This window comes from Ectobacillus sp. OTK (genome assembly GCF_059698935.1).
In genome coordinates this window covers 1,721,857-1,738,740 of the sequence record NZ_AP048547.1, presented here as the reverse complement: position 1 = coordinate 1,738,740, position 16,884 = coordinate 1,721,857, and the positions used below count along the sequence as shown (strand labels likewise).

Sequence of the window (16,884 nt, the reverse complement as noted above, 5' to 3'; positions counted from 1 at the left end):
GATAGATTAAGGGGCTTCCTTTTTTCTGTCTACTATAAGGGGATCATATCAGGACCGGTGGGGGCATATTTAACTGCTATTTTAGCACTTTTTATCTCGTTTAGTGCTGTACACTCTAATATAGCTGGCTTTTCAAGAATGATTTATGCCTAAGCAAGAGAAGGAAATTTCCCTTCTGTCTTTTCTGTTTTACATTCAAAATTTCAAACCCCTACAAGAGTCTTGATAGCATTGGGAGGAGTATTTAGCATCATTTTAATTACATATGGTGTAGCGCGTCCTAATTTGGATATTCTTCTTAAAGGTCCTAGTGTTATTTTTATTACCTCTTATATATTCACAATGTTAGCAGCGCTTAAGCTATTAAAGATACATGATATAGGCTGGTGGATGGCCCTACTCTCTTTAATCATTTGCGTCATTGTATATTTATTTAGTGACTGGGCTATTCTTTATCCAATTAGTCTCTCTTTAATTGGTGCAGGATATATATACGCTAGCAAGAAGCGTAAAACTGTTGATAATACACATGTAGAGCTAAATAAAACACTATAAAAGGTCCTGATGCAAAAATTCTCTGAAACCTGAACATATTGATATTACTCCACTAAAAAAGGTGTATGATCAGTATGTCTAAGGAAAATTTAATTATATTATAGAAGAAACACGTCAAAAAAGGAGCATCTGTCGGTAGGCAGGTGCTTCAGAAGGCTCTGGTACAAAAATAATTTGAGAACCATAGAACAGCAATACTCTATTAACCTTGAAATTCAACAGCCAACCTAAACGACTTATGAATGACTTCAGCCTTATTTTAGGTAGATTTCGCCCTTTGATAAAGTTGCCCTTTTTTACATAACTTCGATACCTCTCAAAATCAAGATGACTGTGTGAAAGGACTTCGATACTAACATAGAACGAACCTTTTTTATAAAACAAAGAGATCTTGTTTAGATACTGTATTCGTCGTATTTGTATACCTTCTGGCAAGCTTTTTTTCTGCTTTTAACTCTTGAATCACTACAGAAAAAGTTTTATAAAACTAATTAAAAACTGGTCAAGATTCTGGTCAAGATTTTTTATTTTTTTATGTTAGCGGATTTATATAACAAAATACAGAACCCTCCTCGAACCTTTGATACGACTAGCTTTTCGTTCGATATTTCCGAAGTGTAAAATACATGTCTATTATCTTGACAGGGTGGAAGTCGCTGGTTCGAATCCAGTCGGGATCATACAAACTACGAAAACCGTGTCAAACCAACGTTTAATGCGTTTTTTTCTTTTCCGTTGACTTACCGTAGACTTGGCGCACGGTGGCGGTCGGCTGCGGCGAGTAGTTATGCGTCTCTTGTCTCGTTTTCACTAACGAAATAAAGGGCGTTTTTATTATGTCTAATGAAGAAACTGTTTCAAAACGTAAAGGGAAACGTGTAAAGAAAGAGTTACGAACCGTTACGACACAAACGATTGACTACTTAGGATACCAACAGGACAATAAAAAGTCCTCAGAATTGATTTTAGAGGCTCCGATTTAGTAACAAATAATTATTTTATAGAAATCATGATAAAAACCAATCTATTAAATATAATGCGTTCCCATTAAGAATCCTTACTTGTTTTCTTCTGTAAACTAATGGAATATATTGTAATCACCCTCTATCCTTCCTATCGATAAATAACTCAGCATACAAGAAATGTCTACATAAGACACTTTAAGAAGCAGGGAAAAAATATTTGTATTATTATGGTAAAAATGACTATTCCATTCTGAAAGGACAAGCATAATCTATTATGTAAATAGAATCACAAAATCTAAAAAAGAGAGGATAACATATGGAAAAAAAACCCGTATTCACAGAATGGTCTATTTCAGACAACCCTTATGATGATTATAAAACACAATATAGTTCAAAGAAATCTGATAATGATCACAAAGAACAGAATTGTCCGCATCGTGATGAGATTTGTAGACTACTTGGAACAATTCAAATAAATAATTTACCTATTATAGTAAGACGTGTTTCCATAGATGGTGGAGTAAGGACTAATATTGAATCATTAGTTAGCGTTATACCAGGATTTACAAATAACAGATATATTGCCGTGTTTAGAGAAACAACAGGAGATCTTATCTTTATTGATTGTATTCGTATTGATTTCATCCAGTTTCATAACCATTATTATAATGGGGGAGAGTGAAACTTATGAATTATAACCCGATATATTATTGTTGTCCGAACAATCATATGACTTTTAAAGAGTGGAAAGCTACAAGGAAGAACACTAGACCCAAACACAATTGTTGTTGTTGTAATGATGTCGATGTTAACAGCAATAATGATATAGAAGTCAATACTCGTAATTTCCAACCTGATCTAACCAACACATCTACGATTACTGCGAACCCTATTAATACCGCGAATCCTACTAATAACGTGAATTCTAGTTCTAGTATTTCAGTAAATATTCCAACTTCTATCGGAGGTGGTACAGGAGGAGGTGGTATCCCTGGCATCCCTGGTATTCCTGGCATCCCTGGTATTCCTGGCATCCCTGGTCTCCCTGGCATCCCTGGTCTCCCTGACATCCCTAGTCTCCCTGACATCCCTGACATCCCTGGTATCCCTGGAGCTGGCATCCTAGGAAGTGCTCTAGAAAGTGCAGGTGGACAATTCGGAGGACCTCTTGGAGCTGCACTGGGCTCTCGGAATCTTAGGGCATGAAATTGGAGGACAGATAGGGAATTAATTACTCGTAAATTACGATGTAAAAAGGATACCAAGCAAAAGGTATGCTTTTATAAACACAAAAACAGGACAATTAATAGTTGTCCTGTTTACAATTCGAGCGTGACATTTCTTTGTTTATTAGAATGAGAATTAAGGATCTCCTTTTCTCTCTCCAACCTTTTTATGGCATCTATCATTTCCTTCCTATTTTTCTTTAATGCTTCCTTAAAAAGTCTAGAAGCTACCTTTGGCAGTTTATTTTTGTTAAGTTGATGCCTATGTGTCGACTCCCATATAACATACATACACTGAAAAGTCGCCGGTACGAATCAGTTTACGAGCGCCCTTTTGCTATTGATATTCATACTTTTTTGTAAATGGAGCAGTATGTCATGTTTAACTGAATCACTCTACTAGTATTTACAGCGTCTAGTGGCATAACTCTTGATACATCTATATTTCTGAATGTAGTTGTCACTGATTCGTAGGGGGCGGGGTTTTCAAAATCGGGACATTTCCTGACCATAACGTCAAGTGTTTTCACTTGTCATCTATATCTAAGCTCCACTTGCGCCCAGCTTCTCATAACGTATATATCTTATATAGCTGTATCCTTATGAGGTATAACGTATTAGACGTATTGTCCGCACTAAGCCAAGAAAGTCGCTCCGCTCCCTTTCTCGTCTAACCCTGCCTTCAGCTATGCTTTCAGCAGTCTTGTGTAAACAATAGGTACATTTGATTTAGCGTCTGTTACCGAAGCTGATAAGCTGAAGGTACAGCACAGAGTTTGCAAAGCTAACTCGGTGTTAGCTCTTTGGCCGTTCAGGCGGTTATACGGTTACTACGTTTCCCTCCCTCTTATTGTAGAATCTTAATAATATAATACACAAGATAAAGAAGTAATTTCAGCGTGAAAGTACCATAAACCCAGTAGTATGAACGGTTCAAGTTACTTTTTCACAAGTTCAAAAAGGACACTTATTTTATTTGACTTCTTTCTTTATAGAGTAGATAACATGAACACAAAAAATAGCTGAAAAAGCAAATAAATAATGGTCTGTTTTCCCAAACATTAATTACAATGGTAATAGTAAGAGAATATAAGACGGTGCAAAAATGAAAGAAATAACGAATTATCGAAAATTACGCGGTCTATCTAAAATCATGGATGGTGACTATTTAAAAGCAATCGAACGTATCGAGGTAACAGAGAAAAATAATCGAACTGAGGTCCGTTTTTCTTATTATCACCCAACCCATAAGGGAAACTGGAGGATTACACCAAGTCCGTTAACTATTACAGAAGATAAGTGGTGTGAACTGTTCGAAGAAGCACTTCAAACAACTGTATTTCCTGGAGAATTTATTGAACATGTATATGCTATTTGTAAGAACTACTTAGACGAATTGACTGAAATTGTCTATAGGATTGAAATTAAAAAAGATGGAAACTATGATATCCATGCCAAAGGTTATATTGAGAATGAAAATTCATTAAATACGATAGAAAAAGTTTACTCAAAAGAACAAAACCGTGAAGAAATTCGATTTGCATGGTATCAGCGAAACAATGTAGGAAATTGGAGGCTAATGACCAAACGTTCTTTAGATGTTGTAGAAGCAGATTGGTTTGACCTGTCTTGAATTTTGCCGAGAGTACCTTCGAAGCCAACAAATCCAATCGTCTGCAGCACTAATCCGCCCAACGTAAAAAGAGCAACCTATGTTTTTCAGTTGCTCAAGCGTTTTTCAATATTCTCTTTTGTGAGTTTCATAGTAAACCTCCTTATTCAGCTCACTATCTCCTATTGTAAACATGAATCAATAGACCGTATAGGCTCACCTATTTACAGCCCACCTTGAAATAAAACTGATAAGACATACGTAATAACGGCACCTATGATAACACGCAGAATCCAGGTAGTATTACTTTTGATTCCTTGCAAATCTTCCTTAATTTCATTGATGTCTTTTTCATCAAGAAGTATTCTTGTTTCTAAAGAACGGACATTCTGGGATAAGTTCCTTTGTTCTTCCTTAAGCTGTTTTATCTCCTCTTTTGTATATCCATTTTCCCCCATCTATCACTCTCCTCCTAACACTATCAGTTTGTCCTATTATTATATGTAAGGGAAGCCTAAGTAGTGATAGAAGAATGTCATGGAATTTCCAATACTTTTACACGCCCTCTTTCATAAGTAGTCCAAGTAAGCCAGTTACTATAGCACCAATAACAAGCCGAAGAATCTATGTTGTATTGCTGCTGATTTTTTCTAACTGCTTATTAATATTCGTAATCTCTCGCTCATTCACAGTAGTCCGAGTCTCTAGGCTGCGACTATCCCTTTGTATATCCTTCTGTTCCTGATTTAAATTCTGCAACTCTTGTTTGAGTTCACGGCTATCCTCCCGCATGATCTACCCCTTTCAAGGTAAAAGAAAAAGAGAGCTATGCAGCTCTCTTACGTACGGTAAATGGTTAAACTTCTATAATAATTTTATGTAAAAAAAAATTTACATTTTTTAAGAGAAGAAATGTAAGCTAGCAATGATTATACCCCAAAGAGGTACGCTCAATAACGATCCCCACAGAACCCCTTTAAACACACTTCCTTCCTGTTCTAGAGGAGTTTGATAGACTGTTGATTGGGCGTTGATAACTCCCTGTCCATTTTGTATTTGCTCAAGTATAATCATTTGACTTCGCCTTCCTTTCCATCACTATTCCCATCGGAGCTGCTTACAGATTACCCTTCTTACATGAAAACTTGGTGAAAAACCTAAATATCAATTACTTTCAAAAAAACTTTAAACAACCATGGAGCAGAGTTTCACCCCGTCCTCTCCATCGTCTTGTACTGCTATTAATGTAAGATTTATTCATTTTTAAGTTTGTACATTAATTATAATTGAAAACGCTTTCTTTGTATATACCCTTTGCAGATTTTATGTTTGCTAAACTCATGCTTTTATTGAAACAACAACCATATCTCATCCGCTTCAATATTCGATTTTCTCACTTAAATATTTATCCAACATTACTTTACTTGTTTTCATTATGTTTTCTGGGAAGGATTGAGTATCAAAATATCTAAGTTCTTTACTCTCCTCATCAACTCTAATCTCTCCGGTGATATCGGAAGAATAGTAACAAATAATAACATTGTATACTTGATCACCATTGGGGTATTTATAATACATTTGGTCCCCTGAAAAAATGTGAAACAGCTTTAATTCTCCTACCGTTAACCCTGTTTCTTCAAAAATCTCTCTTCTCGCTGTATCCTCAATCGTTTCACCAATTTCCATAAAACCACCCGGTAACCCCCAATCATTTGTATCTGCTCTATGCTGCAACAGAATTCTGCCTTCAGCATCGATTAAGATTACACCTGCAGCAGTTAATATTAATGGACGAGTTCCTACAGCAGATCTTAATTCTTGAATATAATTCATGTTAAACCCTCCTATGGCACTAGCCTCAGTTTGATATCAAAAAACAGATTCCTCCACCATCTTACATCTGTTTATGAATGCACCTTCACAAATCTTATTTTCTGCAATTAACCTTAGCATACCTCTTGAATAAGTTTTCATCAAAGATCATATTCTATTCAGTTATACAAATGTATCTATGCAATAAAAAAAGCGACCTGCGTCGCCCTTTGAATTACTATAAAATGGTGTCTTGACTCAATTGCTCTGTTTAACAAAATGCGGAACATTCTTCTTTTTTAAATGACAGCACTCTGAGTTTTTTTATTCCCCTTTGACTGCCATAAGAATATAATCCAGAGAAGCAAGAATGCCGCAGTCGAATCCAATACTACATCATGCACAGCTGCACCACGGCCTGGAACAAAAGATTGATGCCATTCATCAGAAGCAGCATAAACAGTTACAAAAAGCCATGAAATGATGTATCGCTTGCTCTTAAGACGAAGTGTTTTCCAAGTTAAGTAAGCCAACACTCCAAATAATACAACATGTGCTGATTTTCTCATAACCTGATTCAGATAATCTGTTGTTAGATAGAACGTCTTATTGTTAGTATCCTTATTCGTTACGTGATATGAAGCCTGGACAGTCTCTTGAACTACAACTTTAGTATTCTTACTAGTAAATGATGGGGTTGCAGTAAACAAGTAAATTACCGCACACCAAAGAATAGTCATCATCACCCAAAACTTTTTAACCACATCAATTACCCCCTACAAACTTTCAGTTCTCTGTTCCGATATACGAATTTTGGTAATAATGTTATATATTAGCATGGCACACGCCGCTAAGGCGACTGTCTGTTGTATCTATACTGCCTTTTACGAGTGGATCCTTATCCTTAGCTAGCAGTATCTCTATTGTAATCTATTAATTATTTCTCCCAAATCACTTACACAATCTCCACAGGCGTAACTTCGGACAAGACCAGCTTTTTCGATATTACGTGCAGCATTGTGGTCACGGTCAAGAACAGTACCACATGTTTGTGCATATATGTACCCGGCCAGAGAGAGATTTATTTACGATTGTACCACAAAAGGAACATTCTTGAGACGTATAGTGTGGCTCCACTTTCACAAGCAGTCCACCCATTTGGTGGCACTTGTACATGAGGAAGGAACGAAACATTCCCCAGCCGGCATCGTGGATAGACTTTGCCAACTTCCGATTGCGGACCATATTCCGGATACGCAGGTCTTCCACGCAAATGATACTGTAAGCCCGAGAAAGACGGAAACTAGCTTTGTGCAGAAAGTCTTTCCGCTGATTGGCTACCTTTGTGTGAATTGCTTGTACCTTTTGTAGTTGTTTATTCCAATTTCTGGATCCTCATCACTGGGCTACGCCCTTTACACGCTTGAAAAAGGGGAGTTCTGGGCTAAGTTCGTTAAAAAGTGCCTTCATAATACAATAATACAAACCCCCAATTTTTGATGGGGGTTATCTGTGTTATAAAGATTTATTTGTTGTTTATCGAAACTCTTCTGTTACTAATAGACGATCTACCTCTTTAATAGTGCTTCTCCCTGAAATCGCTAATTGAAGTTCAGTTTCTGCAATAAAGTTTTCAAGCACTTCTTTTACACCAATTTCTCCAGCTACTCCCAATGCGTATGCATATGGCCGGCCAATCAGGACAGCAGAAGCGCCAAGTGCAATTGCTTTTAAAATATCAGCACCTCTTCTTATACCACTATCGACCAAAACGGGAATTTTGTTTTCAATTGCCCTGCATATTGAAGGTAAAACATCTAGTGTAGCGACTGCTCCATCCAGCTGTCGTCCGCCATGATTGGAAACAATAATCCCAGCCACTCCATATTCTAAAGCAAGAAGAGCATCATCAGGGTGGGTAACTCCTTTTAAAATCACGGGTAAGGAGGTTTGATTACAAATATACTCAAGCTCTTTCCATGTAAAGGAAGTATTATTTCCTTGTTCCAATGCTTTTTTGCTAGCTGCCTTAACATTTTTTTCTGGAGGTTCTTCGAGTTTAGACAGAAATATGGGATCTGAAAAATAGTTCCCCATACCTTCTCCTGATAAAAAGGGCAAATATGCATTTTGTAAATCTTTTTCTCTCCATCCGAGTAAAGTGGAATCATTGGTAACAACGATAGCCGAATAACCAGCATCTTCTGCCCTTTTTAAAAAACTATTTGTTAATTCATGATCTTTTGGTGGATATAATTGGAACCATCTTAAAGCATCTCCCATTGCTTTCGCTACTTCTTCCATTGATTTTGTCGAAACATTACTTAGAATATAAGGAACTCCTAACTTAGCAGCAGCTTTTGCTGGAGCTAGTTCAGCCTCTGGATGAAGTATAGAGTTTATACCAATAGGTGCAAGTAAAAACGGAACTGGAATATTCTTTCCGAATAAATGAATGGTTAAATCTCGTTTGCTTACATCCCGGCAAATTCTTGGACGAATTTGATACTTTTGAAATGCTTTTAAATTAGCACGTAATGTATCTCCAGCTCCCGCAGCGCCGCTTACATAATCGAAAGGACCAGCTCCGAGAACTTGCTTTGCTCTTTTCTCCCAATCTTCAAAAGAAATTGGAAGCAAACTCGCTCCCTTATCACCGCTTTGATAGAACTTCATTTGTATGTCTTCAGAATTCTTCAAAATAATACTCCTCCCAAAATTAAAAAAGAAACTTTTTGTTCGTATATTTTTTAAGACAAAGGAGACATAAAGGAAGTATAATTCTCATAAGCAATTTAGTTTCTCAATACGAAGGCAAGAAAATCATACCAACTACTTTGATGTTGATATTATATTTTGTAACGAATTTAATAATGCATTTGTTATTGTTTGAGAAACAAGCACGATTATACAAGTGAAAAGATTTAGTAACGTAGAAAGGTTGAAACCATCAAACTCTTTTTTGATAAAGAGAAAATCGAATTAGACTAACATGATTCTTAACGGAGGACAGAAAAAATCTCTTTTTTTATTCATCAATATCTACAAAACCCTCTCCAAATACATCTCTTACATCATGAACCGTGACAAACGCATCCTTATCAACTGAGGTGACAATTTTTCGAAGGTGGGTGAATTCTTGTTTATTAATAATAATATGTAAGATATCTTTTTTATTTTTTGTGTAATAACCATACCCTGTTAAAACTGTAACGCCTCTTTTCATTTCATTATTTACATTTCTTGCAATCTCATCGTATGACTTGGAAATGATTGTAACAGCCCGTTTTGAATTTAGACCTTCAATAATAAAGTCTGTTACCTTTGTTGCGATATAAAGCATGACAAGGGTTAACATAAGTCCTTCTGTACCAATAATAAAATAAGAAGAAAAAACAACAATTAAATCAAAGAATAAAAGACCATAACTTATATTCCATCCAAGATATTTATTTGTTATTTTGGCTAGTATGGTCGTACCTGCACTTGTACCACCAGCCCGAAAAATCAAACCCAGTCCTATTCCCGTAAGAACACCTGCAAAAATACTATTTAAAATAACTTGATTTGAATCAATGGACCATGATTCGGTTAGGTGCAATGATAATGAAATGCATGTAACAGCAATAATTGTGTAGATTGTTGTGGCTTTGTTTAAAAATTTATAGCCGATAATAATTAATAATCCGTTTAAAATAAAACTTGTTATACTTGGTGCCCAACCAAATAAATGATAAAGAATAATTGAAATACCCGTTACTCCGCCTTCTCCCAAATCATTTGGAATGACAAAAATGTTAACTGAAAATCCAAAAAGAAATGATCCTAATACAACAAGAAAAATTTCTAGTATTGTTTTTTTCATAATATTTAGGTCCTTTCTTTGTTGAAGATTTATATCCGAATTTAATGCTTTTACTTGGCGGCAATTTATTGTTTCGTATTAACGGTGCTGAAGTAAAGCAGAATCAAGTGATGATAGGGCATATAATTTTATTTATTCCATTAAAGGACACTTTTCATTTGTGTCTTTTTTGGTTGCTATAAAATACTTATTGACCATTATCTGCCACCCGTCCGCCTTCAATAAAACATATTAAAAAGGGAAGTCTAACAACGAATTAGGATGTAACCTTGGAGTTCTAGTTATTTTTAAAAAACATTAGGGAATGGTTCCAGTGATAGCTAAATTTAAGAACATGGTTAAAAAATATCTGATACTTCTGGAATAAGGAATTAACGAAATATTTAAGAAAGAAATGATTCTTAATGGTTACCCTAATATGGAAATTGCGGAAAAGGAGCAAAAACTTATGAAAGTTGTAGTAACAGGGGCAGCAGGTAAAATCGGTCGATGGGCAGTTAGGACAATATTAGAAGCAGGTCATGAGGTGATTGCATCTGATAGATTATTGAGGGAAGAATCAAGATCGAAAAATTTTATTCAAGCTGATTTATGTAATTATGGTCAGGTTTGTCAGCTTTTGAAGGGAAGTGATGCAGTTGTCCACCTTGGGAATATTCCTACCGATGTAAGGAATACATCGCAAGCTATATTTGAAAATAATATGCTCGTTAATTTTAATATCCTTGAAGCTTGTAAAGACTTTCAAATTCCTAAGCTGGTATGGGCATCAAGCGAAACGGTATTAGGATATCCTTTTGTTCCCGAAGAGCTCGTTTATCTTCCCTTAGACGAGGAACACCCAACCAAGGTAAAATCGTCATATGCGATGGTAAAAAAATTAACTGAAAACCTTTCTGAAATGTATCACAATCTTACGAAAGCACAAATAGTTGCTCTACGCTTTGCTAATATATATGAGCCTGATGAATATGAAAAAATCCCTATCATGCATTGGAATGATGATCGACAAAAAGATGTTCAAAAGAAAAATGTATGGGCTTACTGTGATGTTAGGGATGCTGCAAGGGCATGCCTTCTTGCAATAGAAAAGAGTAATTTAGGAAATGATGTATTCCATATTACGGCCCCCGATACAATCATGCCTGACCTTAGTAAAGATTTGGTGGATAGGTATTTTCCTAATGTAACTATAAAGAGGCCAATAGAAGGACATGAAACACTTATGGCAACTGATAAGGCCAAGAAGATTCTAGGATATGAACCTCGCTATACATGGCGTAAGGTTTTAAATAGTGAAGGCATAACCAAACCACTACCAGAGGATCAACTTGCTTTATCAAAAACAAACATATAAATAAATCTTACTGGTTTGGAGGATTTATCCCTAACTTGAACGATAGGAATCATCATAAGTTATTCAATAATAGGGTGCTTGTGTTGAAGTTCTAGCTGCCATTAGAAGGCAGCTTTTTTCTTATTGTACGAACGTAGCGGATTAGTTGAAATGAAACACCGTTATAATATCTTCTTAAATATGGAGCTAACGGGAATCAATGGTTCAATAAAAAGCGGCAATCCAGAACGTTATTTTCACGTTCTGGATTGCCGCTTTGTTGTTTATCGGGGCTTAGACAACAAGGAGTATTTAATAAGGAGGAAGTGGAAAAAGCAATTCTTGAAATTAACGGGAGTTTGCTTTCTATCCCTTGCTAAGCTTCAATCCCCCGAGCCCCTAAGAATCAATCTTGAAAATTACAAATAAAGCAAGCAGAAATCCCCTGCTTGCTTTATACATATTCTGCATTCTATCATTTGAAAAACAACTTTTTTACCTGTTGGAAATAGCGCGCTGATTATTCGTGCTACTTTTTACATTCAATATCTCGTCTAACCATTCAAATATACGCTGATTGAAGTAAACAAGCGCACCGAATTGGCAATGTTCCTCCGCACCATCTTCAGCTGTAAACAGCATATATGTCTTTGGACAAGTTAATGCGTCATACAACATTTTAGGCTGCCCAGCAAAGAAGTGATCGGCTTCTGCTTCACAAACTAATGTTGGACATTGAATCTGATGAGCCACTCCCTCAAGTGTGACGGCATCTGTTTTTTTCATAAGCTCGACAACCGATGAAGCTTTATACGTAAACATTCCATTCTCAATTGCCCATTGAACACCTGTATGTTTCTTCATTAAAAGTTGGACGAACTGTTCGATAAATTCTGGTTTATTGAACTCTTCATCACTGCCTTGATAAAATTTTCTCCCCATATCGCGGAACCTGTTGGAAAATAAACCATCGTTAGCGATACAAGCTGCTAGGCGATGTTCGAAGGCAGCTGCACGCGGGGCTAAGTATCCGCCAAGACTAATCCCTAGGAGAGCGATTTTTTTAGCGTCTGCTTCTTGTCTTGTTTCTACATAGTCTACAACTGGTGTAACTACCTTTTCCCAATCATAACGGAAAGGAATGTTTTGTTCACGAATCATAGAACCTTGCCCTGGACCTTCAAAGGTTAAACAATTGTAGCCGCGTTCAAGGGCAGATACCGCCACTTGAAAATATAACTCTTCTCCCGTTGAATCAAAACCGCCATGTACAAGTAAAGTTGGCCGTGATGTTTGGTCTACACTATAAAAATAACCAGGTATCGTTGTATCTTCATAAGGAATGTTTACTTTCTCAACAGAAACATTTAGAAATTTAATGGCTTGATGAAACGCATTACGGCTTTTTCCCCAGGTTTCTAAAATACGCGGGTCCTGTTGGTTTCCATGAAGGAAAAATTCGGCTGTTCGGTAATAGTTAGAAGCGCGTAAATAATTTTCCTTAGCACTCACTAGTTTTCCATGCTTTTCGCTTTCTTCGGCATAAGCAAAGACACGTTCAGCAGTTTTATACCATTCTGTATACCAGCTTTCCATATCCCCCTCTTGAATTCGGTATGCAGTAGCCAGACACTCACCGATATCAGCTCCGCCGAATGGAGCGTAGCTTAACGTTCTTAAAAGCTCAAACGAAAAAGTATCATCATTGAAGATTAATTTCATAATTCCCATCCCCTTATTTTATAGGTTAAATTTAACACAAGTAAAAAATAACACATTTCCATTTTATGCGTCAACAATAATATATGTTAATTTTAACCTATGTTAAAAACTTGAAAAATGCTCATAATCGCTATATAGTGTAAAGAACGTTATTTTTCCGAAGAGGAGGATTTCGATGAGTTCCATACGATATGTAATGCTAACCTTGCTAGCTCGAGAATCTCTAACTGGGTATGATATTAAGCAGCAAATGAATACACGACTGGGGGCATTTTGGAAGGTAAATAATAATCAAGTTTATCCAGAGCTGGCAAAAATGGAAGAAGAGGGATTCATTCGTCTGAAAGAGATCGAACAAGAGTCTTATCGTCCAGCAAGGAAAGTATATGAAATCACAGAAGCAGGAAAAGAGGCATTGATTTTATGGACAACTGAGCCCGTAGAATTAGCCACGGTTCGAGATGAATTTCTTGTTAAGGCTTATAACACTTGGTTAGTAGAACCAGAAAAGATGCTGATTAGAGTGGAAGAAGCAAAGCAGAAGCACCAAGAAAGATTATCTGTTTATTTGGTAAAACTTGAAGAATTAAAGGGGATGCTGGATTCTAGCTTGAAATATGATCCAATTTCTTCAAGTATAGACGTAGTTGAGCATGGAATTCTGTATGAACGCATGTATATAGACTGGTGTGATAGAGTAATAAGGAGGATATCAAAAGTACAATAAAATTCAGTGATTTCATGCCCAAAAATCTTATGCAGTTTACTGGATTATTCCTTAAATGAAGTCCATTGCTTGTTATATGGAGTTACTTCAACTTTTTTCATTAGGAATCACCCTTTTGCCCCCTCCCATTTGGAGTGACCCCTGTCAAGTAGACAGCGATAAAAAGGCAACCCTAAGCAGCCTGAGTTCTATATTCGTATGGACTCAGGTTGTTTAATTTTTTCTGAAATCGTTGGTGGTTATAAAAACGGATATACCGTTGTACGGCAGTTTTCACCTCATCAGCTGTCCGGAAGGAGTGAAGGCGAAAGCACTCTGATTTAAAGTGGCTAAAGAAGGTTTCCATACTTGCATTGTCCCAACAGTTACCCTTTCGGGACATACTGGCTTTCATCTTATACGCCTTGAGGGCGTGATTATATTGACGGGATGTGTACTGAAACCCTTGATCGCTATGTAAAAGAACACCTTGTACATTCCGTTTTTTCCGTGCCTTTTTGAGAGTATCCATGACGAGCTTTAAATCATTTCTTCGACTGATCTGATACGCAACAATTTCATTGTTATATAGATCTTTAATGACAGACAGGTACAGCCTTTGTCCACGAAATATGAGATAAGTGATGTCTGTAACCCATTTTTCATTTGGCTTTGATGCTTGAAAATCTCGATTCAAGTGATTTTGCGAAATGACATACACTTCTTTTTTGCCATAGTATGGGCGTTTCTTCCGAATAACGGCACGAATTCCCATCTCACGCATGAGTCGTTGTACACGCTTATGGTTTACCCGTAAGCCGTGCATACGTCTCAACCAAACCATAACTCTTCGATAGCCATAAATTCCTTTCAACTTTGCGTGGCATTCCTTAATTCTTTCTTTTATTTTCTGATCCTCTATTTGTTTAGGGGAGAGGTATGTTTGTCTTTGAAGCCACTTATAGTATCCGCTCCGAGAGACTTGCGCTAGGTCACAGAGGAGTTGGATTGGATACTGATGTGCCATTCCCTGAATCACTGCGTACTTCTCCCTTGCCGATACTGCTTCCAATCCCCCTTTCACTTCCCTAAGAGCTTTTTTAGTAATGCATTTTCTGCTTCCAATCGTTTGATTTTAGCCTCTGGATCCTCTGGCCGAATTCTAGGTCTCCCCTGACCAGTCCCTTTTGCCTTTCCTCGTTTTTCCTCAAGCCCCTTCATTCCTTCGGCTTCAAAGTGTTTCACCCAAAGTCGTACCGTTTTAGAATCAATCCCTAATTCCTTGGCAACCGTTTTGTATCCCATCCCTTTTTGGAAGTATAAATCTACCGCTTTTTTCTTAAATGCTTGATCATATGTTTTTCTGATTTCTCCCATAAGAAAATCCCCTCCATAGTAGATAGATTAAGGGGCTTCCTTTTTTCTGTCTACTATAAGGGGATCATATCAAGGATGCTTTACTTTTTTAAGTATTTTTTCATTGAATTAAACTTTTTAATTCATATATTTCTAAAGGTGGTTTCAACAATTTCCAAATCGGAGAATATAATTTTACGGGGCGGATTATTCAACTTATGAACTGTTTGATTACCTAGTTTTCGAATTATATGTAAAATTGCTGTTTGACTTTCTGTTAAGATATCTTGCTCTGCAAGACCATTTATTTTCCCATTAAGATTTCCACTTCTTACTTGATTATTGTCTTTGTCGAGTACAATTGAACCTGTATTGTCATCTGTTACATAACCATTTTTTATAGAATGATCATTACAAATACCTTCTACAATCATCCTTAATACTGTTCCAGTAAGTAAGTAGTACTTTAATTCATAATTAGCTACTACTTGTTCATAAATATATTATATGTACCTATTTAAACAAGCATTAATTAGTCAATAAGTTTAAGTTTTTATAGACTTCCCTCAATGTTAAACTGCTTAAAACGCTGTTCTACATACAAAGGATACGGTAAATTTTCAGTATCTTTTTCAGGGATACTAAAGGTTACAAGGTAATGAGTCTGCTTACGAACTGTATCCTCTATAACTAAATTAAACGATGTAGTTGGCCATTCACCTGGAGCAATTACAAACTCATTAATTATAAGGGCGCTTTTCCCATACGTAGAATAATAATTTTCCAGAAGTTTAGCTTGCTCAATCCCTACTCGATAAAAAATATTTATTCCTTTCCACGGTAACTGAAAATCTACATTAATTTCGTATTCCCCTACATGCTTTCCGGCTTCTATAGATTGGTATGTTAGTAGCCTTGCAGAAAGACAGGCAAAAAGAACCGTGTTTGTATTATGTACATCTATTTTAGTTGAATCATAGAAAACATCGGGTTTTGGAAATTTACTTATTTTCTTATGAAGAATTAGGCTGAATAAAATAACGCCAAATATCAAAAGTAATAAAGAACCTATAGCAGTTGAATAAAGGGAAAGATTAAAATCACCTCTAGACAAATTTTCAGAAAGATTAAAGTATCGCAGTGCCCATATCCAAAGAAATACGACAAATCCTAGAGTGATAACACAGGCTGTTATTACGACAATAATAAAAAATGATTTTTCGTTATATACCCTCTCATAATTCCACAAAGAACGATTCAAACGAACTGAAAATTCCTTCATATACTTTTTATCAAAATGCGCTTGCTCTATATCCACTAAAAGCTGCTCAGCCTCATCACTCAGTTCACGAAGTAACCACCACTCATTCCTTAATTTCTCAATGACTTGTTGAGTAGTTAATGATATGAATATCGCTACGAGTCCAACCATTGTTAATAATCCTGAAGTAATACCAAAAACTATGGTTAATACTTCACTCGTATTACTACTTAACTCTTCATTAATATTAGTTAATAAGTTGGTAATATTTTGCATAAGACAATGATACCTCCATTATTTTCATGTCCTGGTAAAATCTATTATGGTGATTTAATTTTCATTTCTTAATTTATGTAGTTTAAAACATCTTCTAAATAATACCTTGTAATCATCCTCACTGATCATAGAGGAAATAGAGTCTTTAAATGATCTTTCTCAATAAATTCATATAGATTGCCTATGCCTAAA

Annotated in this window: 17 protein-coding genes and 3 pseudogenes; 8 read left to right on the top strand and 12 right to left on the bottom strand. The window is 36.2% G+C overall.

Going from position 1 to position 16,884, the window contains the following annotated elements:
• Positions 1 to 51 precede the first annotated feature (51 nt).
• The 5 genes and pseudogenes from AC6HZ4_RS08535 to AC6HZ4_RS08515 all read left to right on the top strand — a co-directional run.
• Positions 52 to 555, top strand: a pseudogene (locus AC6HZ4_RS08535) (APC family permease); the annotation flags it as partial.
• An 836-nt stretch (positions 556 to 1,391) separates the two neighbouring features.
• Complete coding sequence (locus tag AC6HZ4_RS08530) at positions 1,392 to 1,538, top strand: hypothetical protein (RefSeq protein ID WP_497494550.1); 147 nt, start codon at positions 1,392 to 1,394, stop codon at positions 1,536 to 1,538.
• 298 nt (positions 1,539 to 1,836) lie between these two features.
• Complete coding sequence (locus AC6HZ4_RS08525) at positions 1,837 to 2,202, top strand: hypothetical protein (protein ID WP_497494549.1); 366 nt, start codon at positions 1,837 to 1,839, stop codon at positions 2,200 to 2,202.
• Positions 2,203 to 2,438: 236 nt separating this feature from the next.
• Positions 2,439 to 2,726, top strand: a complete 288-nt coding sequence (locus tag AC6HZ4_RS08520) for a hypothetical protein (RefSeq protein WP_497494548.1) — start codon at positions 2,439 to 2,441, stop codon at positions 2,724 to 2,726.
• A gap of 1,125 nt (positions 2,727 to 3,851) precedes the next feature.
• A complete protein-coding gene (locus AC6HZ4_RS08515; RefSeq protein ID WP_497494547.1) occupies positions 3,852 to 4,379 on the top strand; it encodes a hypothetical protein in 528 nt (175 codons plus the stop codon).
• A gap of 203 nt (positions 4,380 to 4,582) precedes the next feature.
• Here AC6HZ4_RS08515 and AC6HZ4_RS08510 read toward each other — a convergent pair whose 3' ends face one another.
• The 7 genes and pseudogenes from AC6HZ4_RS08510 to AC6HZ4_RS08480 all read right to left on the bottom strand — a co-directional run bounded on the left by AC6HZ4_RS08510 (position 4,583) and on the right by AC6HZ4_RS08480 (position 10,035).
• Positions 4,583 to 4,816, bottom strand: a complete 234-nt coding sequence (locus AC6HZ4_RS08510) for a hemolysin XhlA family protein (RefSeq protein ID WP_497494546.1) — start codon at positions 4,814 to 4,816, stop codon at positions 4,583 to 4,585.
• Between the two features lie 97 nt (positions 4,817 to 4,913).
• Positions 4,914 to 5,150 (bottom strand): annotated as a pseudogene (locus tag AC6HZ4_RS08505) (hemolysin XhlA family protein).
• 585 nt (positions 5,151 to 5,735) lie between these two features.
• Positions 5,736 to 6,191, bottom strand: coding sequence for an NUDIX hydrolase (locus AC6HZ4_RS08500; RefSeq protein ID WP_497494545.1), 456 nt, complete (start codon positions 6,189 to 6,191; stop codon positions 5,736 to 5,738).
• Positions 6,192 to 6,469: 278 nt separating this feature from the next.
• A complete protein-coding gene (locus tag AC6HZ4_RS08495) occupies positions 6,470 to 6,934 on the bottom strand; it encodes a VanZ family protein (RefSeq protein ID WP_497494544.1) in 465 nt (154 codons plus the stop codon).
• A gap of 156 nt (positions 6,935 to 7,090) precedes the next feature.
• A pseudogene (locus AC6HZ4_RS08490) lies at positions 7,091 to 7,565 on the bottom strand (RNA-guided endonuclease InsQ/TnpB family protein); the annotation flags it as partial.
• Between the two features lie 141 nt (positions 7,566 to 7,706).
• Positions 7,707 to 8,846 carry an alpha-hydroxy-acid oxidizing protein gene (locus tag AC6HZ4_RS08485; RefSeq protein WP_497495649.1) on the bottom strand — a complete coding sequence of 380 codons (1,140 nt, stop codon included), beginning with the start codon at positions 8,844 to 8,846 and terminating at the stop codon, positions 7,707 to 7,709.
• A gap of 352 nt (positions 8,847 to 9,198) precedes the next feature.
• A complete protein-coding gene (locus AC6HZ4_RS08480) occupies positions 9,199 to 10,035 on the bottom strand; it encodes a YitT family protein (RefSeq protein WP_497494543.1) in 837 nt (278 codons plus the stop codon).
• A 448-nt stretch (positions 10,036 to 10,483) separates the two neighbouring features.
• Between AC6HZ4_RS08480 and AC6HZ4_RS08475 the strand changes: the two genes are divergently transcribed.
• Both AC6HZ4_RS08475 and AC6HZ4_RS08470 read left to right on the top strand, forming a co-directional pair.
• Complete coding sequence (locus AC6HZ4_RS08475; RefSeq protein ID WP_497494542.1) at positions 10,484 to 11,392, top strand: NAD-dependent epimerase/dehydratase family protein; 909 nt, start codon at positions 10,484 to 10,486, stop codon at positions 11,390 to 11,392.
• Between the two features lie 150 nt (positions 11,393 to 11,542).
• Positions 11,543 to 11,800 (top strand): hypothetical protein, encoded by a 258-nt coding sequence (locus AC6HZ4_RS08470; RefSeq protein ID WP_497494541.1) that lies wholly within the window; start codon positions 11,543 to 11,545, stop codon positions 11,798 to 11,800.
• Between the two features lie 66 nt (positions 11,801 to 11,866).
• Here the strand turns inward: AC6HZ4_RS08470 and AC6HZ4_RS08465 are convergent, their stop codons facing one another.
• A complete protein-coding gene (locus AC6HZ4_RS08465) occupies positions 11,867 to 13,093 on the bottom strand; it encodes an alpha/beta hydrolase family protein (protein ID WP_497494540.1) in 1,227 nt (408 codons plus the stop codon).
• A 175-nt stretch (positions 13,094 to 13,268) separates the two neighbouring features.
• On the opposite strand from AC6HZ4_RS08465, the gene AC6HZ4_RS08460 reads away from it, so the two are divergent.
• Positions 13,269 to 13,820 carry a PadR family transcriptional regulator gene (locus AC6HZ4_RS08460; protein WP_497494539.1) on the top strand — a complete coding sequence of 184 codons (552 nt, stop codon included), beginning with the start codon at positions 13,269 to 13,271 and terminating at the stop codon, positions 13,818 to 13,820.
• A gap of 172 nt (positions 13,821 to 13,992) precedes the next feature.
• On the opposite strand, the gene AC6HZ4_RS08455 is transcribed toward AC6HZ4_RS08460, so the two are convergent.
• The 4 genes from AC6HZ4_RS08455 to AC6HZ4_RS08440 form a co-directional block, all read right to left on the bottom strand.
• Positions 13,993 to 14,871: an IS3 family transposase gene (locus AC6HZ4_RS08455; protein ID WP_497494538.1), complete on the bottom strand. Its 879-nt coding sequence runs from the start codon at positions 14,869 to 14,871 to the stop codon at positions 13,993 to 13,995.
• A gap of 8 nt (positions 14,872 to 14,879) precedes the next feature.
• The gene (locus AC6HZ4_RS08450; RefSeq protein ID WP_497494537.1) at positions 14,880 to 15,176 is read right to left on the bottom strand and encodes a transposase; all 297 of its coding nucleotides are present in this window, start codon (positions 15,174 to 15,176) and stop codon (positions 14,880 to 14,882) included.
• A gap of 122 nt (positions 15,177 to 15,298) precedes the next feature.
• On the bottom strand, positions 15,299 to 15,655 hold the full coding sequence (locus AC6HZ4_RS08445) for a DUF4145 domain-containing protein (RefSeq protein ID WP_497495648.1): 357 nt from the start codon (positions 15,653 to 15,655) through the stop codon (positions 15,299 to 15,301).
• A gap of 53 nt (positions 15,656 to 15,708) precedes the next feature.
• On the bottom strand, positions 15,709 to 16,692 hold the full coding sequence (locus AC6HZ4_RS08440; protein ID WP_497494536.1) for a hypothetical protein: 984 nt from the start codon (positions 16,690 to 16,692) through the stop codon (positions 15,709 to 15,711).
• Positions 16,693 to 16,884 lie beyond the last annotated feature (192 nt).